The sequence below is a fragment of the Binatus sp. (SeqCode) genome (assembly GCF_050013435.1).
Taxonomy (GTDB): domain Bacteria; phylum Desulfobacterota; class Binatia; order Binatales; family Binataceae; genus Binatus.
This window is the reverse complement of the sequence record NZ_JBEKFG010000002.1, coordinates 54,232-76,328: the sequence shown is the minus strand read 5'-3', so window position 1 is coordinate 76,328 and position 22,097 is coordinate 54,232. Positions and strand designations below refer to the sequence as shown.

The window sequence follows — 22,097 nt, the reverse complement described above, 5'->3', positions numbered from 1 at the left end:
CACTGTTGGGCTGGATCAGAGTCGGCCTCGAATCCTATATCGATTCCGACCAGTTGATAATATATTTAGAAATTCGAAATGTCAAAATGATTAATACTAGTATCGTGAATACTGTTCTCAAGGGAACGAACTAGTTGAATATATTTCCAATACTCACTTTACTATCGCCGGTCGTCGCACAATCAGCCAAGTACAATCCGCACTCGATGCGTGATGCCGTCGTCGGCCAGCGCGATTTGCGCCGGGCGCCCGGCGAGCGCCTTGCCGTCGAGCTCCACGCTGCTCACTCCGCGACTAACGCTGCGTGGGTTTTTGACCGCTATTTCATATCGGGTCGAGCCGTATCGATAGACGATCTCGAACCCCGGCCACTTGCTCGGGATGCAGGGATCGATCAGTAGCGCTTTGCCGTGGAGGCGAAAGCCCAATATCCATTCGAGACCCGCCCGATACATCCATCCCGCCGAGCCCGTGTACCATGTCCATCCTCCCCGCCCGACGTGCGGCGGCATCGAGTACACGTCGGCGCACGCGACGTACGGCTCGACTTTGTAGCGATGGATTCCGGCGCGCGTGTTCGCATGATTGATCGGGTTCAATAGCGAGAACAATTCGCCCGCCTTGTCGCCGTCACCGAGCATCGCAAACGCGATCACGGACCACAGCGCGGCGTGCGTGTATTGGCCGCCGTTCTCCCTGATGCCGGGCGGATAGCCCTTGATATATCCGGGGTCCTGCGGAGTGCGATCGAACGGCGGGGTGAACAGCAGCACCAGGCCGTCTTCGCGACGGACCAGGTATTCGTCAACCGCCGCCATCGCGGCAGCAGCGCGGACCGGACTTCCGGCGGCGGAGATTACGCTCCACGACTGCGCAATCGAATCGATTCGGCATTCGAGATTGCCAGCCGAGCCGAGTGCCGTGCCGTCGTCGAAGTAGCCGCGCCGATACCAGTTGCCGTCCCATCCTTCGCGCTCCAGCGATCCTGCAAGCGCGGTTGCGTTGCGCCGCCACGCCGATGCGCGCGCCTCCTCGCGGCGGATTTCCGCCAACGGCGCAAACTCCAGCAGCGTCGTGTAAAGGAACCAGCCGAGCCACGTGCTCTCGCCCTTGCCCGCCTCGCCGACGTGGTTCATGCCATCGTTCCAGTCGCCCGACCCGAACAGCGGGATCCCGTGGATGCCAACCGCGAGGCTATGGTCGAGCGCGCGCGCGCAGTGTTCGAAGATCGTGCCGCGCTGCTCGGAGACCGTGGGCTGAAAGAACGATTCATCCTGGCCGGGATGCAGCTCCGGACCGTCGAGGAAGGGGACTGTTTCGTCCAGAATACCCAAGTCGCCCGTCACCTCAATATAATGAGCCACCGCGAACGGCAGCCAGACGCGATCGTCGGCGATGCGGGTGCGGACTCCCTGGCCCGCGGGCGGAAGCCACCAATGTTGCACGTCGCCGGCGACAAACTGGCGCGCCGCCGCGCGGATCAGTTGCTCCCGCGCCGTGGCGGGCTGCGCCACCGTCAACGCCATCACGTCCTGGAGCTGATCGCGAAAGCCGTACGCGCCGCCGGCCTGGTAGAAGGCCGATCGAGCCCAGACGCGGCACGCCAGGGTCTGATACAGCAGCCATCGATTGAGCATGACGTCCATCGCACGGTCTGGAGTCTTTACCTGAACTGTGTTCAGCAGGCCGTCCCATCGATGCACAGCGGCGGACAAAACCGAATTGAGGTCCGCGCCGCGATATTTTTTAATCGAGGAAATCGCCGCCGCCCTGTTTTCCGCCTCGCCGAGAAAGAAAACGACCTCGGTCACAGCGTTGGATTTCAGCGACAGGGTGGTTTGCAGCGCCGCGCACGGATCGATCGCGGCTCCGGCCCTGGCGTACAGCGGCTTGCCTTCCGCGAGCGCCGCGGGATTGTCCAGCGTGCCGTTGCGGCCGAGAAACTCGGTTCGGTCCGCCGTCCACGACTGTTGCTGGCCGTTCAAGTCTGCGAATGCGATTCGGGTTCCGTATTCGGTGCTGAAGGAGTTGCGCGCGAGTACCGCGTGGGTCTCGGGCTCGATCTCGGTCACGATGTACGGCGCGGATGCGCCGCGCGCAGTGCCGAGCACCCATTCCACGTACGCGGTGATCGACAAACGCCGCGCGCGCGTCGAAAGATTTCGAATCCTAAGCCGCGAAATCTTGATCGAGTCGTCCAGCGGCACGTACTGCGTCAGCTCGAGCGATATACCGTGGGCGGTGTGCTCGAAGACGCTGTAGCCGTGGCCGTGGTGAACGACGTACGGCGCGACATCCTCGCGAATCGGGTTCGCGGTCGGTCCCCACAGCTCATCGGTATCGAGGTCGTGAACGTAGATCACCTCGCCGGGACGGTCACTCACCGGATCGTTTGACCACTGGGTAATCTGATGCTGCTGGCTGTTGATTGCCCAGGTGTAACCCGCGCCCTCGACCGAGACCTGGAAGCCGAACGATGGATTTGCGATCACGTTGATCCACGGCGCCGGCGTCCATTGTCCCTCGCCGAGAGTCGTCACGTATTCATGGCCGTCGGCCGCAAACCCGCCCAGGCCGTTGAAAAATTCGAGCTCGCGCCGCGGCGCTGAGGTCTCCGCCCGGCCTGCCGCGGGGGTTCGCCGCCGCGGCGGCGCCGCCGCCGGCTCGAACATCTCGAGGCGTTTGACTTGCTCGGATAACGTCCCGCGGCGGCTGAGCAGCACCGCTCGCGCGACGGTCTGCAAAACGTTTCGCAGCTCGACCGAAACCAGATCGGAGCGCAGCACGAACACATTTCCGCATGCGCCTTGCCCGTCGGAAGACGAACGCGCCGGATCGGACCGAACCATGGCCTCGAGCGCGATTTGCAACTCTTGATCGTATGACGGGGGCCGCTCGTTCAGGATCACCAAATCGACGCACAGCCGCTTCATCCGCCAGTAATCATGGGCGCGGACCAGCTCGCGCACGATCTCCAAATCCCCGACCTCGTCGATCCGAACCAGCACGATGGGCAGGTCGCCGGAAATCCCGCTGGGCCACAGCTTGGATTGTCCGCCGGCGCCGCGCTTGAGCAGGTCGGAGGAAGGCCGCAGGGTCGGATCCGAGTAGAGCACGCGATTGGCGATGCGCTGAAAGAGATGCGCTTCGTCGGCGTCGACCCGCAGGTGATGCAGTTGCACTTGCGCCTGCGTCCACGCCAGCGTCACCGCGCGCTCGAAGGCGTTCGAGTCGTGATGCTTGTCCACCAGGTCGAGCGCTTCGGCCCGGGTCGGCGCGACGATGGTCCAAAACGCGACCCGCGCCGTCGCTCCCGCCGGTATCCGCAGCCGCCGGCGAACGCTGAAGATCGGATCGAGAACGGTGCCCACCGTGTCCGAGAGCGGGCGCCCGTCGATCACCGAAATCGCATCGCGGACATCGCGCCCGCGCCCAAGAAACCGCGCGCGGTCGGTCTCGAACTGTATCTCGCCGACGGATTCTCCTTCGGCCACCGCCAGATGCGCCGCCCAGATCGGCGCGTCGGTGGGCGAGCGAGGCCGCCGCGTCGCCAGCAGCGCGCCGACCTCCGCATCGAACTCCGTCTGCACGAACATCTTGGAGAAGGCCGGATGCGCGGTGTCCGACGCCTCGGGCGCCAGCACGATTTCGGCATACGAGGTCAGCTCGACCTCGCGGACGCGATTGCCGAGATTGGAAATCGACACGCGCCGAACTTCGGCGTCATCTTCGGGCGACACTGCGACTTCGAGCGTGGTCGTTATGCTGCCGTCGCGGCGCACGATTTCCGCCCGATCCTCGGAGAACTCGACTTCGTAGCTGTCCGCCTCGACGCCGGCTGGTTGAAAACCCGCCGACCAGACCTTGCCGCTGTTCACATCGCGGATGAAGACATAGGTCCCCCACGAATCGCAGGTCACGTCCTCATGCCATCGCGTCACCGCCAGGTCGTGCCAGCGGCTGAAGCCCGAGCCGGCCGCGGTGATCATCACGGTGTACTTGCCGTTGGATAACAAATGAGTGCGCGGAACCAGATCGTGCGGCGAATGGAAGCGGCGAATCGTCGGCGGAGTGCTCTCGCGGACGTTGGCTTCCGCCTTGACCTCTTCGGCACGCGGGCGCGCCACCGCGACGTCGCGCGGGGTTCGCTCCTGGAGCAGCAGCTCAGTGGCCTGGATTATGGGTTCGGTGTGAAAGCGCCTGCGCATCGCGCCGGTGTTGAGCGCGTCGGCAAGCGCCACCAGCGTCATCCCCTGGTGATGCGCCATGTATGCGCGCACGATGGCAACGCTCTCGCCTTCGGGAACGCGCGACGGCGTGTAGTCCAGCGCCTCGTACCAGCCGAAATGCCCAAGCCCGCCGGCGGTCAACAGCCGCGAGAAATTATGCGCGGCGGCTTCCGGATCCACCATCGCCGCCAGCGCGGTAGCGTAGGGTGCGATCACCGCGTTCTCGCTGAGCCCGCGCTTGAGCCCGAGTCCGGGCACCCCGAAGTTCGAGTACTGATAGGTGAGCTCGAGGTCGCGCGCGTTGTACGCGGATTCCGAGATACCCCACGGCATTCCAAGCTCGGCGCCGTACTTCATCTGCCGGCGAACGATCAGCCGATTGGTTTGCTCGAGCAGGCTGCCGGGCGGCGCGCGCATCACCAGCGACGGCATCAGGTACTCGAACATCGATCCCGACCATGAAATCAACGCCGAGCCGCGATCGACCGGGGTCATGGCGCGCCCGAGCCGGAACCAGTGCTTGACGGGTACTTCCCCCTTGGCGATTGCGACAAAACTCGCCAGCCGCGCCTCGGAAGCAAGCAAGTCGTAGCAGTTGGGGTCGAGGCTCCCGTCCGTGACCCGGTAGCCAATCGACAGCAGTTGGCGTGCGGGATCGAACAGGAAGTCGAACTTCATCGCGTCGAGCATCTTGCCCGCGGTTGCGGCCACGCCGGTCAGTCGCCGCTCGAGCGCTTTGGCCGCATCGCGGGCGCCGGCAAGCGCATCGAGCGCCGGGTCGATCGATCCCGTCGCGGCGCCAATCGCGCCGGCGGCGGCATCAGCCACGCTGGCGGCGGCATCAGCCGGGTGCTCGCCGTTGTGGCGCTTGAGTCCGCCGATCGCCTCATCGTACAGGTCCGGCAGATCGCCCAAAGCCGGTATCGAATGGAGTTGGGACACGGGATCGTCGAAAGCCGCGTCGTCAGCACTGCGAGTTGGCCACGGCTTGAGCAATTCGACGTCGCGTCGATGACTGCGGATGGATGCGCGGAGCGCTTCAGCCCATGCGAGCACGTCGCCGGCGGCGGAGTCGGCGCGCTCCAGGGTCAACGCGCGCGCAATGTCGCTGATCGAATCGCTCTGAATCCCGAGTTCGGCCAGCCACGCGGTGAGTTCCACCACGGATTGCGGCTGCGACTGGATAAGCGGCGCCATGGCGTCGAGCGCTTCCTGGAGCTGCTTTGGAGTGACAGTGAGGCTTCGGCGGTCGGCGGCCAGCGGGACCAGCGCCTCGCGAACGAGCGCGATCGAGTCTTCGATTCCCTTGAGCCATTGGCTACCCACAACCGGCCGCGCGATTATCTCGCGGCATGCGTTGCCGAGCGCGATCAGATGGCCCGCGAGATTGCCACTGTCCACCGACGATACGTATTTGGGGTCCAGCGGCCGCAGATCGCGGGTGGCGTACCAGTTGTAGAAATGCCCGCGGAACTGCTCCAGGCGCTTCATCGTGTCGAGCGTGGTGCCCAGCCGGTCGACGGCTTCATGGGTTCCTATCCAGCCGAAATCGTGAGCCGCGATGACCGAGAGCAGATACAGTCCAAGGTTGGTGGGCGAAGTCCGATGAGCCAGCACGGGTTTGGGGTCTTCCTGAAAATTGTCGGGCGGGAGCATGTTGTCTTCCGCGGTCACGAACTTCTCGAAAAAACGCCACGTGCGCCGCGCGCTCAGTCGAAGCGCCTTCGTGTCGGCGAGCGAGAGCGGCTTGGTGCCTTCGATTCGCGGCGGAAGACTTGCCCATCGCGCGACGGCCGGCGACAGCATCCACAGGATCACGAAGGGAGCAGCGATTAATCCGCCGCCCCGGCCTGCGAATGCGACGAAGATCGCGGCAGCCGCGCCGAGCACCGCGGCACCGGCCATCATGGCGTAAAAGCCGCGAACGTCGAGACGGCTCGAGCGCTTGGCTTGCGCCGCGGTCGTCCACTCGAGCATCAAGCGATGACTCACGTACAAGCGGTAGAGCGTTCGCGAAATTGCGTCGCTCATCAGCCACGCCTGATGCGCAAGCAAGGTCAGCATCATCGCGAGCTGCGCGAGCCCGACCGCCAGATCGGTGACGACCGCGCGGATATGGCTGCGCTTGGATATATCGCGCCGCCGCGGGATGATTCCGGTGAGGAACGGAAGCATCGGCGCAGTCGCGATCGTCGCGACAATGAACCCGGTCCAAATCAAAGCGGCGGGTTCGGGGAGCCGCCATCCCGCGATCAATGCCAGCAACAACGTCGGCGCCGACAGCGTGCGGCGCAGGTTGTCGATCATTTTCCAGCGCCCGAGCGGCGGGATCGAAGAGCGGGCGTCGCGCGGGGCCGTCGATGCCGCGGCGGCGCTGGAACCATGGCCGAGAATCCACGGGATCAATTGCCAGTCGCCGCGGGCCCATCGATGCTGCCTTGCGGCGGCAACGTCGTAGCGCGATGGAAACTCCTCGACCAGCTCGATGTCAGAAACCAATCCCGAGCGGGCGAAAGTTCCTTCGAAAAGATCGTGGCTCAGAAGCGTATTGTCCGGGACGCGGCCCGCCATCGCGTCTTCGAACATGTCCACATCGTAAATTCCTTTGCCGCTGTAAGAGCCCTCATCGAGAAGATCCTGGTAGACGTCGGAAACTGCGAACGCGTACGGATCCATGCCCCTGGTGCTGGAAAAGACGCGCTGGAAAACCGAACCCTCGCGGCGGGTCGGCAATGCAGCCGTGATTCGCGGCTGCAGAACCGCGTGACCTTCGACGACGCGGCCGGATTGCTTGTCGAATCGCGGAGCGTTCAGCGGATGCGCCATTTTGCCGACCATCCGCTTGGCGGCGCCGCGCGGGATGCGCGTGTCAGCGTCGACCGTGATCACGTAGCGGATGGCGTCGGGAACCGCCGGCGGATGTCGATCCGATGCGGTAAACGTCGTATCCGTCGCGCCGCGCAGCAGCCGATTCAGCTCGTGCAGCTTGCCGCGCTTGCGCTCCCACCCCATCCACACACCTTCGGCTTCGTCCCAGATGCGGCGGCGATGGAGCAACAGAAATCGCTTGCCGCCCGGCCCCGGCCCGTGACGTTGGTTCAGGCGCGCAATCCCGGCCGTGGCGGCAGCGAGCAGGTCGTCGTCGCCGGGCGCGGATTCGGTGGCGGAGTCGGTCCAGTCCGAGAGGATCGCGAAGTACAGCTCGCCGTCCGAACTGGCCAGGTAATGAACCTCGAGACGCTCGATCTGCTCGTCGATCTCGTCGCGCGTGGTCAACAAAGTCGGCATCACGACCATCGTGCGCAGGCTCGGCGGCACACCATCGTGAAGCTCGAGGGCGGGAATGATCGCGGGGCCGATGAAAGTCGTGACGCCACGATTGACGATCGCGACCGCCGCATCGGTGGCGGGGATTATCGCGAGCATCGCGAGAATCAACCGGGGCCATTCACCGATTTGCGCGTCGGCAATGGCAAGCATGGCGACTGCGACGATGATCGCGGTAACCACCGCGATCGTGCCGAGGTAGCCCGCGATTCCGGCGGCCGCGTGGGCGCGAGCTACCCAGTCGCGGACCGGGGCGCGAAATCCCAGTTGCGCTTCCAGAGAGTGACGCCCCTCTGAAATCAGGTAGTAGCCCGGATGGTGCTCGCGACGCGCCCTGGCGCCGTCGCCGTTTGGCACTTCGGACGCCGCACCCCGCGCAGAATCAATCGCACTTTGAGCGACCTCGATTTCGGTGTGCCCCGAACCTCGTGCTAGTTCTTCGATCGCATGCCGGTAGCGATCGCGGGTGGCAAAGTCCATCGCGGCAAAGTCGCTGGCCGCGCGCAGCACCGCATCGACCGCGCTCACGCTCTCGAAAAAATCCGCCCAGTCAACCGCGGACATCAGGCGCATGCTGGTGATGACGTTGCGGACGGTAACGTTCATCGCGCCCTGTCCTTGATGCACCTGACGGACGATCTCGTCTGCCGTGGTCCCCTGCGCCAGCAGCCGCTGGTCCAGCCAGCGCAGCGCCGGCGTCACCTTGGGATCCTGATCGCGCAGGCGCTGAACCATCTCCACCGCGAAGGCCGCCGATAGCGGCGACTTACCCAAATCCTTGAACACCGCCTCGACAGGCTCCGCGTCGCGGCCGTTGGATCCGAGCAGCCGGTTCGCCAGCAGGTCGGCATGGCGGCGTTCGGCACGGCTGTGTCCCATCTGTTCAGCCAGGCGGCGCAGGTTTTCGACGAGCACGATCCGAAGCGTAATCGCGACCGCCCATAGCTCGCCGATCGTCAGCGGCTGCACCCGCTGGTAAGCCTGCACGAACTTGGCGAGCGTCTGCGTATCGAAGTGGCTGTCGGTATGCGCGACGTAGGCCCACGCGATCCCGAAAACGCGCGGATAGCCTTCCAGCGGGCCATCGGCGAGCTTGGGCAGTTGCCGATAGAATCCGCGCGGCAGGTCGTCGCGAATTTCGCGAATCTGCTCTTCGACGACATGAAAGTTATCGACCAGCCACTCCGCGCCGGGCGTTATCGCGCGTTCCTCGCGGATTGCGGCCGCGATGCCGCGATACGCCGCGAGCAATACTCGCGCGTTGTCGCGCACCCGAGCCGCCATCGGCCGTCCGCGGCCGGGGTAGGCCGTGACGCGCTGCGCGACCGCCAGCGTCTCGCCATGCTGTTCCAGGCGCTCGACACTGAACAGTTCCGCACGGATCGGCTCGTCGATATGCGCGAAAGAGGCTGCCGGCTTCTTAGGCGCGCGAAAAAATACGAAGTTCAAAAAAACCTGCCTCTCGATCCGGACGATCCGGCCACGGGCTGACTGACGCGCGAGCTACGCAATAAAAATGCGCACGCGATGCAACGAAAAGCGAACGACGAACAACCGCGTTCGTGCGTCGCCCCGTCGCTTAGAATATCAGAACGCGGGCCGCGAGCCTCGACATGAAGCTCGCCAATTTACCTGGCCCGAGTCAGGCTACAATTTCTCGGATTCTTCCGTCGCTCTCAAATGCAGCGAGCGCAGGCGCGACGACTTCTTGGACTGATGGTCCTGCATGCGGCGCAGGATGTCGTCGAGCGCGCTGACCGCCGCGACGATGTGAGGTCCCTTGTTCAACATGACGCATTCCGCACGTTCTCCCATCGCCGCGTCAGTAATTTCCGCGCGAGATGCCTGACCTTTCTTGGCGAGCGACTCGAGCACCTGCGTAGCCCATACGACGGGCAAATGCGCCGCCTCGCAGATCCACAGAATTTCCTCCTGAACTTCCGCCAGCCGTTCATAGCCGCACTCTACCGCCAGATCTCCGCGTGCGATCATGATACCCACTGGTTGCTGCCGCATCGCAGCGAGCATGAGGTTAGGCAAACGCTCGAAGGCCTGGCGCGTCTCGATTTTCAGGATGATTCCCAAATGACCGCCGCCAAGCTCCAGCAGTCGCGATTGAAGCTGAACGATGTCGCGCTCATGGCGCACGAATGACATCCCGACCAGGTCCGCGTGTCGAACGATAAACTCAAGGTCTTCGAGATCTTTCGGCGTAAGTGCGGGCAGGTTGATGCTCGTATCGGGCAGATTAATACCCTTGTCGACGCCGAGGCGACTCCCGCCTGCTTTGGCCTCGGTAATCTCGATGCGAAGCGCGCCAGGTTCGACCTCGCTCACGATTCCACCTATCTTGCCGTCGTCGAACCAGACTTTCTCGCCCGCGCGAACCATCGGGAAAACCTCCGGCAGCGTGCACGAGATCGTCGCCGGACTGAGCGTCCGGCCGTCCGAATCGATCGAAGCGCTCTTGCCCACGATGGGTTCACCCGTGAGCAGCAGGAAGTCGCCTTTGCGAAGCAGGATTCCTTGGTCGCGGCGCGGTAAATCTCCGACCTGCGCTTCGCGCTTTGCGTCGCTGCCCACGTCGACGCGGATCAAAACTGTTTCCGGAGTCACGTACGCGGTTTGGCTGCATTGAGCCCATCGCCCGGCCTCGCCAGTGCCGACCACTTCGAGAACTCGTCGTTTCCCGCGTGCATCTTTGAAGTGAATGCGTTCTCCTGGTTTGAGATCATCAAGCCATTGCGCTGGCACGGGCAATGCCGCGTCGGCACCTGGGGGAGCCGGACGGCCTGGCTGGGCAGCAGTAAGCCAGATTCGCGCGGGTTCCGTCACGCGTCCAAAACTATCGCGCCCGGGATGCCACACGACCACCTGGGGCCCCGGCTCTGTCGGCCCGGTTCGGAGCTTCGGCCCGGCAATATCCATTAGAATACGGCAGGGCAAACCCAATTCCTGGCGCGCGCGCTCCAAATGATTGACCATTCGGTCCCAGATTTCCGGGGTATCATGCGCGCAGTTTATCCTCATGCAGTTCATTCCGTGGGAAACGAGGTCGCGCACCAACGAATAGTCATCGGCAGCCTCAGCCGACATCGTCACCATGATGCGGACCGCGCGATGCTCCGGCGCAGGACCGAGCAGCGCCTCGGTATTCGCCGCGAGGATCGACCTGCCCTCGCGAAAGCCCGGAGATTCCGAGGGCGCCGGCGCTTCAATCTGCCGCCCTGCCATATGATGGAGAGCTACGAGCACGGCATCCAGCGTGCTCATCACATGGGCTTCTGTCCTGCCGAGCGATGAGAGACCGAGAGCCGCGAGTTCGTCCTGGAGCGTCCGAATATCCTGGCGTCTAAGCGCGAGATAATGGATCAAATTGATCGCGCTTTTTCGATACGCGGGATGGACAGTCGATGCGCGCTTGTGAAGTTCGCTTTCGTGCCCGATCAGCGACCGGCGGATTTCACCAAGCCTCGAGATTAGAGCTTGGAACGAATCCGGGCTGGCTAAAGGCGATTCGAGTTCATCTTTCACGGCGGCAATAGGATTCGTGCAATCGACGTGCCGGTTCGAGTTCATCTTGCGTAACAAAGCGAACATCTGCGCGACTTCGTGGAAGCCTTGGCAAAGTCATTAGATTGGTTAATTTAAAATGTCATTCGCTTAGATCCGGCGCTGTCGCCCATGGCATCACCGACTTACTCTGCTGATGCGTATCGACACAGTTGCGCAATCTTCGGATTACCGAGGCGGCCTTCCTGCGTCATCCCGAGCGAAGCCCAGCGACCCCGGATCCTTCTCCTAAATTGCCTCGCCCGAGTAAGGGTTCACTTGCCAGTGCGTGATCCCGTTGCCAGACTCGTGCACGATCGAACCGATTGGTCATGCGGTGGCGAACGGCGAAAAGTGAAAAGTGAAAAGTGAATAAGCAAACAAACAGTCAGCGGCGATTCACGGTGATCGAGCTGCCTGTCTTCCCCATCGTGGCGGATTCATTGGGGTTGCCGTTCAAATATCTGCCGGAACTCGTAAAGTATGGCGGCGTACCATTTCTGCTGATGCTTGCGGTAAGTGCGATCAGCTTTCTGCTGGCGCGCGAAGACGCGTCGAAGAATGCAATGAGTGCCTTGATGGCGGTTGCGCATTTTGTTCTGTTCACGCCGTTTTCCGTAACCTGGTCGAAGCTGGCGATCTATGGCCGTCCGGCTATCGCAACCGACCCTCCGTTCGCCTACTCGCGGACTCAATGGCTATACCTGCTGGCGACCACCGTGATGGTGATCTCGCTAGTGATCATTGCCGGCTCCTCGGTCGCACTCGTGCGCTATGGGCAGCGAAACTTTGACCACGAGGTCGTGATGTGGGCGGGAGTGCTGATGGTCGCAGGACTTGTTCTGTTCGCGATCGGATTCGTCCGGCTCTCCTTCGTTTTTCCGGCGATCGCCATCCGGAAGTATGCGGGAATATCGGCCGCATGGAAGCAAACCAGGGGAAATATCGAGCGGCTCGCCGCGATCATCGTTCTCTCTTCCGCTCCATACTTCGTCATCCGCCAAATTCTCGACTCGCTAATCGGATATCACCCGCCCGGCCTTGCGGCGGCCACCCGGGGATCTCTGGATATGCTGCTGATCGCGATGGCGACGACGGCGCTCGCGGGGCCCGCGCTCGCCTACAAGAGGGTCGTTCTCGACGAACACGAAGAGGCGCCCGCGCTGGGCGGGGCCACTCCGAGCCGCGAGTAGTTTTTCAACTGCCCTTCCAGCCGCGCTGATGCAGGTCGTCGAGCGCAATCTTGAGATTGTCCTGTATCTTTCCCCACAGTTCCGGCGACTTATCTTTCGACAACACGGTCAGCGCGTCACGGTAGTTATCGACTGCTTCCTTGAGATGCCTGACCCCTGCGTCCCGCTCGCCGAGCTCAACCAGCGCGCCGGCCAAGTTGTACTTCGTCCATGCCCACGCGATTGGATTGAGGTCCGGCGTGATGACCTTGAGCGCGTCATGGTAGGCGTCGATCGCCTGCTCGATATAATAAGTGTCCGACCCGGTTTTCTCCCCCAACTCCGAGAGGGCATTTCCGAGATCGGCTTTTGCAGTTGCCCAATCCGTCGGTTGATGCTCGATCGATAGCTCCTCCAAGGCGGCGCGAAATGCGCGAGCGGCTTGGTCCGCGTACCCGGAGTTTTCGTCAAGGTTGTTCAGTGCCAGATATGCATTACCGAGATCGATTTGGATCCCTGCCCAGTCCTGCGGATTGGTCTGGCGCGGGTACCCATCGAGGATTTGCCGGTATAACGCGACCGACTCTTTCAATACGTCGCGATTCGAGGTTTTATCGCCTAGCTGGCAGAGGCTCTGCGCGAGTTGGTGCTGAGCTACCGCCCAATATATTGGCCATGTCTGCTTGCGATAGAACTTCAATGCTTCCCGATCGGCCGCGATTGCCTCGTCGAGTTCTTTGGTGCCCGGAACCCGGTCGGCCATCGTCGCAAGGGTGTTGCCGAGGTAGCGTTGAGCGTCTGCCCAGTAAACCGGGTAATAGCGAGGGTCAAATCCTTTCAACGCCGCGCGATAACAATCCACCGCCCGACGCAGGCTCTCCACGCCCTCTTCATGCGCTCCGATTTTCTCGAACGCGATTCCGAGTCTGAATTGCACCTTTGCCGAATCGAGCCGATCAGATCGTGACTGATATACTGCGAGCGAGTTCTGGTAAGCCGCCACCGCCGGCTGTAGAGGCGCAGCCTGCAGGTTGATGGCGGATAGATCGCTCAGCGCGGAACCAAGATTTTGCTGCACCATCGCCCATTCGAGCGGATCGCGTTCGCGCGTCCAATCGGCCTGCGTCCGCTGAAAGTAGGCGATGGCAGTATGAAGGGAATCTTCGGACCTGAGCTCGCGGCCAGAGGTGGTGTTGGCGAAGCCGAGCACCAGGTTGACTCGCGCGCGCGTGTCGGCGCTCCAGCCCGCGGTCTTGCGCGGATCGTCGGCGATAGCGCGGACCTGCTTGATCAAAGGCTCCAGCGCGTCGCCAAATTTGTAATCCCACTGCTGCATGAACTCGCCGCTTTGAGTCGCGACGATCAAACGCAGCACCGTGCACAGATCGTCCATCGGCAATTCCGGCAGCTTGAAGTCGGCTGGAAGGTACGCCCCGCCGAATTGCGCGTTGCTGCCGAAACTCGTCTCGTAGAGTGGGCCGACAGCCGGCTGTGCGACGCCCTTCGCGCCGCCCCAGATCAACGCATCGACGCGCACATCGGTTACCGCTCCAAGCGCGTCAAGGTGCGCGATCCCTTGCGGACGGCCCGAAACCGCAATGATGCGATTCAGGATGACTGGCGTGATGTGCAGACGGCGGTCGAGGTCAGCCAGCGCGTCGCGCAACCGCCCTTCGAGTTGCTTGCCGTCGTCACCCTCGAGATGCGCGATCGCGACGACGACCTGGATTCGCCAGCGCTTCATGTCCGGGTAGGCTTCCGAAGCTTCAGTAACGACCTCGCGCGGGCTACGAAGATAGATCGAGGCACGCTGAATCAGTAGGAACGGCAGACAGGCTAGGGCGACGATGCCCGCGATTCGTCGCACCGCCTTATATCGAAGCCGTCGCCGCCCAATCTGAACCCGAGCTCTCGACCAGAACGTCAAGCCGAACCCGATCGCCCCAATCGTCCCCGGAATAGCCGTGACGATGACTAAATCGGTAACCAGCCGAGCATGCGGCCAGATGAAAACAACCAGCAGCGCGATTCCAAAGGCGCCCGCCACCGCGCGTGCGCGGGTAAGCCACGGAAACCTGTCGGCGATATGTTGATTCGGGCTGCTCATCTTGCCGCTTCATCGATAGTGGGCGACCATATTACCGCAATGCCTACGCGTGACCATCAGTTCAGCGTCTCGTCGCGATGCGAACTGCTGCCGTATCTGATCGGCCTGCCACTGGGACTGTCGCGCAAACAGGCGAAGGATCTTCTGCGCTTCCGGGCGGTGAGCGTAAAGCGAATGACCGCCGTCAGGCATGATACCCAGCTGGAGCCGGGCGACGTGGTGACTATCGCCGCGGGCAAGCAAATCCCCGCCGCGTCGATCGAGCGCCAAGGCCTGAAAATCATTTATCTCGACGATGATATCGTCGTGGTCGACAAACGAGCGGGGCTGCTTTCGATGGGATCGGAAGGCGAGAAAGAGAGAACCGCGCATCGGATCCTCAACGAACATCTTAAGGCGCTCACAAAATCGCCGGCGCAACAGGCCTTCATCGTGCATCGACTCGACCGCGAGACCTCCGGCTTGATGATGTTCGCAAGAAGCCGCCCGATCCAGGCGGTCCTTCAGCAGAATTGGAAGGACGTCACCAAAAAATACCTTGCCGTCGTGGAGGGCGCGCTCGCGAAGGCCAATGGCACGATTCGGGACAATCTTGTAGAGAGCAAGTCATTGCGGATGCATCGCGTCGAGCGCGGTGGCGAGCCGGCAATCACGCACTATCGGGTCTTACGAACAGGCCAAGACAAGTCGCTGGTCGAGCTGACGCTCGAAACCGGCCGCAAAAACCAGATTCGCGTGCAGATGGCCGGCCTGGGTCATCCGATCGTCGGTGATCGTAAATATGGCGCGACGATCGATCCGGCGCGGCGCCTCGCGCTCCATTCGTGCGAGCTCAAGTTTTGCCATCCGGTGTCGGGCGCCTCGATGGATTTCCGGATCGCTATGCCAAGCCGGCTGATGGCGCTGATCGAGGTGCGCGGAGTCGCGCGGGCAAAGTGAGCATGGCCGAATTCCGCCGCGGCAAACAAATGACACTGCGGCGCGATTTTGACGACTCTCGCGGCTCGCGATGGGACCGGGTATCGACGTTCAAAACTTCCAGGAATTCATAAGGCGCGCGACTGCCCGCCACAGCCAATCATTGCAGGCGTCGGTCCCGATTTGCACGCCGTGGTATCGCGGCGGCACGCAACTTGGATCGATCAGGCGCGAAGGCATGCTGTGCGCGCTTGGTGGGATTGAGCGAACCAGGCACCGGATGAAAAAGAGTGAGCATTGAAACCGCGAGGGTTCCGGCGATCGACATGCGGGCGATTACTCAGCTCGCCGAAAGCGATGAACTGGGCGAGCAATTTGTCGCCGAGATCATCGGCGTGTTCCTTACCGATTTAACCGAACGGGTACACGCAATCGGCTTGCAGATGAGCCGCGACGACCGCGCCGGAATTGCGGCGACCGCACACGCGGTCAAGGGCAGCAGCGGTCATTTTGGCGCGCTGCGCCTTATGGAGTTGTCGCATGAGATCGAAGCGCGGGCCAGGCACGGGCAGACCGACGGCCTTCAGACGGCGATCGGTTCCATGGTCGTGGAAGCGCAACGAGTCCGCACCGCGCTGGAAGCTTATCGATCCAACTATATGCGCGGCCCTGTGGGTTAACTGGGGCAGGATCACGGACCTGCGGTTTGAGCGGTTGCAGATCCTCCGCTGCCCCCGCTGCTCAACGCAAGCATCACTTCGGTCCAGCCGTCGAAAATCATATCGATGCCGATGAATAGTCCGATGACCCACAGTCCTGAACTCGGCCACCAACTCATGATCGAAAATCCGAGGAACAGCGAAATTGCGCCGTTCAGGATCAGCCATCCCCGATGATGGATTGGAGTCGAAAAGGCTACGAAAATTCTAAAAGTGCCGGCGACGATCAGCAGCATCGCGATCATCAAGGTGAGCGTCACGGCCGCCACTCCCGGATGCGTGATCATCAGGATGCCGGTCACCGCGTATAGCGCGCCGCCCATGAGATTAATGAAGAAGCCGCCCCAGGCGCGTCGCGCGAATCCGTGAACGATTTCGAACAGGCCGCCGAAGATCAGCAGCCATCCGAGGAGCATCACGGAAACCATCGTCATGAGTTCGGTGCTACCTATCGCAATGGTGCCTATGACGATCAGCACCGCTCCCAGGCAGAGGAACCAGGTACGATGCGCCCTTACTTCTTCGATTCCCAACTGCGATACAAGCAAAGCCATCCTGATCTCTCCTTGATTACCTGGTTTGAGTAAACAAGTTGCGCATCAGCTGGCGGGCGGCTGCAATCGCCTCCCGCCGATTGGCGCTGCCAACTCGCGCGGACAGCGCAGGCTTATGTCTTCGCGTCGATTCGAGCAGTTTGCTACAGAGCCTTCTTCCTGCGCTCTGCCCAACGCTTCTTCATCGCGATCGACAACCGCTTTCTGCCTTCCGGCGTCAGGCCTCCGCGCTTGCGCCTCTTCGGCGTGGCCGCCTTTGGCCTGCCGGCGCGCGTCTTCTTGCCGCCCCCTGAAAGGGGATATCCCACCAGCGCCGCAATAGCTCGACCGAGCCGGTCGGCCTCCTCCTTCAACTCTGTCACTAATTTATCCAGGTCCAAGATTCGCTCCTTTGACGCGCTTGCTATATGCAGCTCGCGCCGTTGTGTAACCGCTCATTATGATTCGCGTCCTATCAATACTCTGATAGGAGTGCATGCCAACTTGTACCAGCGCAATACCTACTCTTTCTCCCGGCTCGATCCAATCCGCAGAATATCGAGGTTCCTCCGCGCGAGCAGCGGACAATGCCGCAGGTAGCCAGAATTGTGGATAACCAATAGAGTAAATTGCTCATGCTTGGGAAAAAAATGAAAGAAGCGGGTCGCACCGCGTTTCTTGTCGAGCTGATCAAGCCGTCGCATTACGACGACGACGGCTATCTCATCCAATGGTGGCGCGGCTTCGTGCCGTCGAGCTCGCTGTCGAGTATCTACGGCCTCGCGCTCGACGCGCAGGCGCGGTCCATCCTCGGCGCGGGAGTTGATCTCGAGATCGCGGCGCACGACGAAACTAACGCGAAAGTCCCGGTGCGTTCGATAATTCGCCGGTTCAAGCGCAACTCGAACCGTGGCGTCGTGCTGATGATCGGAGTGCAAACCAACCAGTTTGCCCGCGCGGTTGATATCGCGCGCGAACTGCGCACCGCGGGAATCCAGGTCGCGATCGGCGGATTCCACGTCAGCGGGTGTCTCGCGATGCTTCCCGAGATGCCGCCCGAGATGAAGGACGCGCTCGCGCTCGGAATCACTCTGTTCGCCGGCGAGGCCGAGCACCGGCTTGACGAGTTGCTCGTCGCTGCGTTCGAGGGCCGTCTCCCGCCGGTTTACAACTTCATGGCCGATTTGCCGGCGATGGACGGCGAGCCGCTGCCGTTCCTTCCGATGAAATACGTCAAGCGCTACGCCGGGGCGCTCGGATGCTTCGACGCGGGGCGCGGATGCCCGTTCAGCTGCAGCTTCTGCACGATCATAAATGTGCAGGGGCGCAAGTCGCGGTATCGCAGCGCCGACGACATCGAGCAGTTGATTCGCGCGCACGCGGCGCAAGGCGTGCGGAGCTTCTTCATCACCGACGATAATTTCGCGCGCAATCGGAACTGGGAAGCCATCCTCGACCGCATCATCCTGCTCAAGCACCGTGACCGGCTGAAGATAAACATCATCATGCAGGTCGACACCATGTGCCACAAAATTCCGAACTTCGTGGAGAAGTCGGTGCGCGCAGGGTGCAAGAAAGTTTTTATCGGCCTCGAGAACATCAATCCCGACAGCCTCAAGGGCGCATCGAAGGGTCAGAATCGCATCACCGAATACCGCAGGATGCTCCAGGCGTGGAAGCGCGCCAAGGTTCTGACCTATGCCGGCTACATCCTCGGCTTCCCGTCCGACACCCCCGAGAGCATCGAGCGTGACATCCAGATCATCCAGCGCGAACTCCCGATCGACATCATGGAGTTCTTCATGCTGACGCCGCTGCCCGGCTCCAAGGATCACCAGGAGATGTACCTGCGCGGCGAGCGAATGGAAGCGGATACCAACAAGTATGACGCCGAGCACGCGACCGCCGATCATCCACGGATGAGCGCCGCCCAGTGGCAGGATATCTACCAGCGGGCATGGCACCTGTACTATTCGCCGGCGCACATCGAGACGCTGATCAAGCGGGCCGCCGCCAGCGGAATGCGCACGCGGCGGATCGCCTCGATGATTTTCTATTTTTATGGGAGTCACGCCTACGAGCGGGTGCATCCGCTGCAAGGCGGCGTTATTCGCCGCAAGCCGCGCACGCAGCGCCGTCCTGGTTTTCCGCGCGAGAACGCGCTCAGATTTTTTCTGCGGCGCGCGCGAGAGATGTCAGCGACCTATGTGCCCGGCCTGTGGTTTTTCTGGCGGCTGGAGCGGCTGCGACGCAAGATCGAGAACGATCCGGCGTCGAAGGATTATACCGATGTCGCGCTCAGCCCGGTTGCTGATGGTGAATTCGGCCCCGAGCTCGAGCTCTACCAGACAACGGATTCAGCGCGCCGTGCCGCCGATCAGGCCCGCACGCGCGCCGAGGAGATGCGTCAAATCGAGAGTCGCGGCGACACCGTCGCATGATCGCGCCGCGATCGTTTTGCATCGCACGCTGGCCTGCTCCACGCGGAGTAGTATGCTTCTCCGCCTTCGGGATTATGGCTGATACAGGCCGGGGAAGTCTTGCCGGAGCCGTTCGAGTTTCGGCATATCGTTGACGACGATGTAGGGATTATCCGGGTGCAGAGCCAGATAGTTTTGATGATAGTCTTCGGCCGGGTAGAAAGCGGTGAGCGGAACTACCTTGGTTACGATTGGCTTGAGGAATGAATGCTTGCGTTCGAGTTGGGCGATGTAATCATCGGCCATCTTCTTTTGATCGCCGTTCTCATAGAAAATCGAGGACCGATATTGAGTTCCTGAATCCGGGCCCTGTCGATTCAGCTCGGTCGGATCGTGCGCGACGAAAAAAAATACTTTCAACAGATCGTCGTACGAAACCTTCGAAGGATCGTAAGTGACCTGCACCGACTCAGCATGCCCCGTCGTTCCCGTGCCGACGGTTTCGTAGTTCGCGGTGTCGGCAGTTCCTCCCGCGTATCCGGAAACAACTTTGGACACCCCCTTCACATGCTTGAAAACGCCGTCCACGCCCCAGAAACAGCCGCCCGAAAAAACCGCAGTGGCGCCGCCGTTGCCCGCGGCTTCGGCCGAAACGCCAATCGGCGTCAGCGCGAACAAAACGCCGCCGGCCAGCAAGACCGTTAGTATCCACTTCGTTCGTGACGTCATCGGTGTGGTTTCTCCGGGTGCATGGCGCGTATGTTTCCCCATGCTCATTCATACTAGCATCCAGCAATTCTCGAGGAACGCGGCGTACCGCGACTGGCTTTTTGACCATCGGTATTGAACTCTGAGCAAAGTCCATCCATGCGATTCGCGCCGATACTTCTTGCTCTAGTCACGCTCATCTCCACCGGGTTGGGCGGCATGGCGGCCATTCGGTTGCGCGACCGGCTTCATTTGCTGCTCGGCTTCAGTTCCGGCGCGGTGTTGGCGGTGGCGCTGTTCGACATACTGCCGGAAGTCTTCGCTTTCCCTCACGGCTCATCGTACATGCCGATCACCGCGCTTGGATTCCTTGCCTTCTTCGGACTTGAACGTTACACGGCAATGCACCGTGCGCGCGAACATCCTCACTTGGCGCCATCTCATGAGATGGAGCTTGGCGCGATGTCCGCGGGTGGCCTGGCCTTTCACAGTTTTCTGGACGGCGTTGCAATCGGTGTCGGCTTCCAGACGAGCGTCGAGATGGGACTCTTAATTGCCTTCGGCATAATCGCGCATGATTTCAGCGACGGACTGAACACCGTGACGGTCGTTCTTGCGCATGGAAATTCGCCCAGACGCGCCATTTTCTGGCTGGTAGTGGATATGTTGACGCCGGTCCTCGGTGCGGCCTCGACGCTGATGTTCAATTTGAGGGCGGGACTCCTGCCGTGGCTGCTTGCATTTTTCGCCGGTTCTTTTCTTTACATCGGCGCCTCGGATCTACTGCCGGAAGCTCGCGAACATGACTCTCCATTGGTTGGCGTCGCCACCTGTATGGGGATGCTCATAATTTTTCTGATTACCCGCTTGCTGCGCGGATGAAACGAACATAAAGCCAGCGGAGCTTGAACGCGAGCGGGGATTGCTTTAGAACTGGTCGCTGCGACATGAGGCAGTTGTTTTCAAAGGCGGACTTGCGGGACCTGAGTCTAATTGTGGCCATCGTCATGTTGTTGGCCAGCGTTCCCTCGAATCCCGGCCTGATCGTCGTCTCCGGACCGAGCCGGCCAGAATTGACCATCAACATTTGCCAGCCGATTCAAATGTTCGACCGCGTGTCGAACACCTTGATTGCACGCCCTGCGACGGCTTTGCCGGAGTTCATTCTCCGCGCGCTGGGCTCGACTGCCGTGAAGAACGCAGTGCGACTAGTCGATGTTAAGGTCGCTCCCGACACCCCGCCGCCAAAGCACTTCGCCTAGGAACTTTCGTTCGACGGCGTTCCCGATATGGGTTCCCGGCGCCGCAAGATGTCTTGGCGCGATGGTTTCTCTTTCAGGCAAGCGGCGCATCGCAAGGTGTCTGCTGGGAGATGTTCTATGCGACGGATTTCTGAGCTTGGCCCTTTGGCGGGAGTGGCTAACTCCCTGCCTGGCGCCGCCAAAGCTACCCGGCGCTTTTTGCTGACTGCCCTTCTGCTCGTAGGTCTAACGCCCGGTCTGAGCTGGGCCTGTGCATGCGGGTGCGGTGTCTTCGAGGTAGCGACGCCCTCGCTGCTTCCAACCGGCTCCGGGGGGATGGTGTGGACCGAGTACGATTTCATGAACCAGTACATAGACTGGCACGCGACGCAGCCAGCCTCCGGCTTCTATAATAACGACAAGAAGCTGGCGACCAACTTCGTTACCGTCGGCGGCCAATACATGTTCGATCGGAGCTGGGGCGCGATGCTGGAAGTGCCCTACTGGGAAAGGAACTACCGGGGCGCCTACAGTGGTAACAACGACGATGTCCATTCGTACGACTCGAACTCGATAGGTGACATCCGCATCATGGGTATGTGGACCGGCTTGCAGGAAGACATGTCGACCGGTTTTTTGGGCGGCCTCAAGGTTCCGTCGGGCGACTGGCACTATCCGAAATGGGATCGTGACACCCAGATTGGGACGGGCAGCACCGACTTGCTGCTCGGCGTTTACCATCTGGGCACTATTCCGATAGTCAGACTGGAGGATCGGCCCTTCGGCTATTATGTACAAGGCATGTACGACCAGCCGTTCGCGTATCAGGACCACTACAAGAACGGCCGCGAGTTCGACTCAGGGTATGGGGCATACTACGACTTCGGTAAGGTCGGTTATGTAACGGAACTTGCCCCCATGCTGACGTTTCTGGTCAGCGACCGCGCCCGCGACCGTGGCACCAATGGGGACGCCTATGACAGCGGCTACTTCAGAGTACAAGTTGCCCCCGGTTTTGAGACGGCATTTAAATCCCTGAGGTTCTATACCGATATCGAACTGCCAATATTTCGGAACATGAACGGCTATCAGTTGTCGGCGCCCTACGCGATCAAAGCAATCCTGAGTTATAGCTTCTGAAGCGAGGAAAGCAATCGTGAGGCGAGCGACA

General features: G+C 61.4%; 13 protein-coding genes. 7 read left to right on the top strand and 6 right to left on the bottom strand.

Going from position 1 to position 22,097, the window contains the following annotated elements; genetic code table 11:
• Positions 1–182: 182 nt before the first annotated feature.
• Both ABSB13_RS00760 and ABSB13_RS00755 read right to left on the bottom strand, forming a co-directional pair.
• Positions 183–9,005, bottom strand: coding sequence for a glycoside hydrolase family 94 protein (locus ABSB13_RS00760; protein WP_428104604.1), 8,823 nt, complete (start codon positions 9,003–9,005; stop codon positions 183–185).
• A gap of 198 nt (positions 9,006–9,203) precedes the next feature.
• Positions 9,204–11,135, bottom strand: coding sequence for a pyruvate kinase (locus ABSB13_RS00755; RefSeq protein WP_428104602.1), 1,932 nt, complete (start codon positions 11,133–11,135; stop codon positions 9,204–9,206).
• Between the two features lie 341 nt (positions 11,136–11,476).
• Here ABSB13_RS00755 and ABSB13_RS00750 point away from each other — a divergent pair, with 341 nt between their 5' ends.
• Positions 11,477–12,301, top strand: coding sequence for a hypothetical protein (locus tag ABSB13_RS00750; RefSeq protein WP_428104601.1), 825 nt, complete (start codon positions 11,477–11,479; stop codon positions 12,299–12,301).
• A 4-nt stretch (positions 12,302–12,305) separates the two neighbouring features.
• Here the strand turns inward: ABSB13_RS00750 and ABSB13_RS00745 are convergent, their stop codons facing one another.
• The gene (locus tag ABSB13_RS00745) at positions 12,306–14,387 is read right to left on the bottom strand and encodes a tetratricopeptide repeat protein (RefSeq protein WP_428104600.1); all 2,082 of its coding nucleotides are present in this window, start codon (positions 14,385–14,387) and stop codon (positions 12,306–12,308) included.
• Between the two features lie 39 nt (positions 14,388–14,426).
• Between ABSB13_RS00745 and ABSB13_RS00740 the strand changes: the two genes are divergently transcribed.
• Positions 14,427–15,326 (top strand): RluA family pseudouridine synthase, encoded by a 900-nt coding sequence (locus ABSB13_RS00740; RefSeq protein WP_428104598.1) that lies wholly within the window; start codon positions 14,427–14,429, stop codon positions 15,324–15,326.
• A gap of 269 nt (positions 15,327–15,595) precedes the next feature.
• A complete protein-coding gene (locus ABSB13_RS00735) occupies positions 15,596–15,985 on the top strand; it encodes an Hpt domain-containing protein (RefSeq protein WP_428104596.1) in 390 nt (129 codons plus the stop codon).
• An 11-nt stretch (positions 15,986–15,996) separates the two neighbouring features.
• Here ABSB13_RS00735 and ABSB13_RS00730 read toward each other — a convergent pair whose 3' ends face one another.
• Positions 15,997–16,578 (bottom strand): HdeD family acid-resistance protein, encoded by a 582-nt coding sequence (locus ABSB13_RS00730; RefSeq protein WP_428104594.1) that lies wholly within the window; start codon positions 16,576–16,578, stop codon positions 15,997–15,999.
• Positions 16,579–16,721: 143 nt separating this feature from the next.
• A complete protein-coding gene (locus ABSB13_RS00725; RefSeq protein WP_428104592.1) occupies positions 16,722–16,958 on the bottom strand; it encodes a hypothetical protein in 237 nt (78 codons plus the stop codon).
• Between the two features lie 249 nt (positions 16,959–17,207).
• On the opposite strand from ABSB13_RS00725, the gene ABSB13_RS00720 reads away from it, so the two are divergent.
• Entirely contained in the window at positions 17,208–18,998 is a 1,791-nt protein-coding gene (locus ABSB13_RS00720) for a B12-binding domain-containing radical SAM protein (RefSeq protein WP_428104590.1), read from the top strand.
• A gap of 72 nt (positions 18,999–19,070) precedes the next feature.
• Here ABSB13_RS00720 and msrA read toward each other — a convergent pair whose 3' ends face one another.
• On the bottom strand, positions 19,071–19,706 hold the full coding sequence (msrA, locus tag ABSB13_RS00715; protein ID WP_428104588.1) for a peptide-methionine (S)-S-oxide reductase MsrA: 636 nt from the start codon (positions 19,704–19,706) through the stop codon (positions 19,071–19,073).
• Between the two features lie 198 nt (positions 19,707–19,904).
• Here msrA and ABSB13_RS00710 point away from each other — a divergent pair, with 198 nt between their 5' ends.
• From ABSB13_RS00710 to ABSB13_RS00700, 3 genes are all read left to right on the top strand, one after another.
• The gene (locus tag ABSB13_RS00710) at positions 19,905–20,567 is read left to right on the top strand and encodes a ZIP family metal transporter (RefSeq protein ID WP_428104641.1); all 663 of its coding nucleotides are present in this window, start codon (positions 19,905–19,907) and stop codon (positions 20,565–20,567) included.
• 113 nt (positions 20,568–20,680) lie between these two features.
• Positions 20,681–20,947 carry a hypothetical protein gene (locus tag ABSB13_RS00705; protein WP_428104587.1) on the top strand — a complete coding sequence of 89 codons (267 nt, stop codon included), beginning with the start codon at positions 20,681–20,683 and terminating at the stop codon, positions 20,945–20,947.
• Between the two features lie 117 nt (positions 20,948–21,064).
• Entirely contained in the window at positions 21,065–22,066 is a 1,002-nt protein-coding gene (locus ABSB13_RS00700; RefSeq protein ID WP_428104585.1) for a hypothetical protein, read from the top strand.
• The last annotated feature ends 31 nt before the right edge of the window (positions 22,067–22,097 follow it).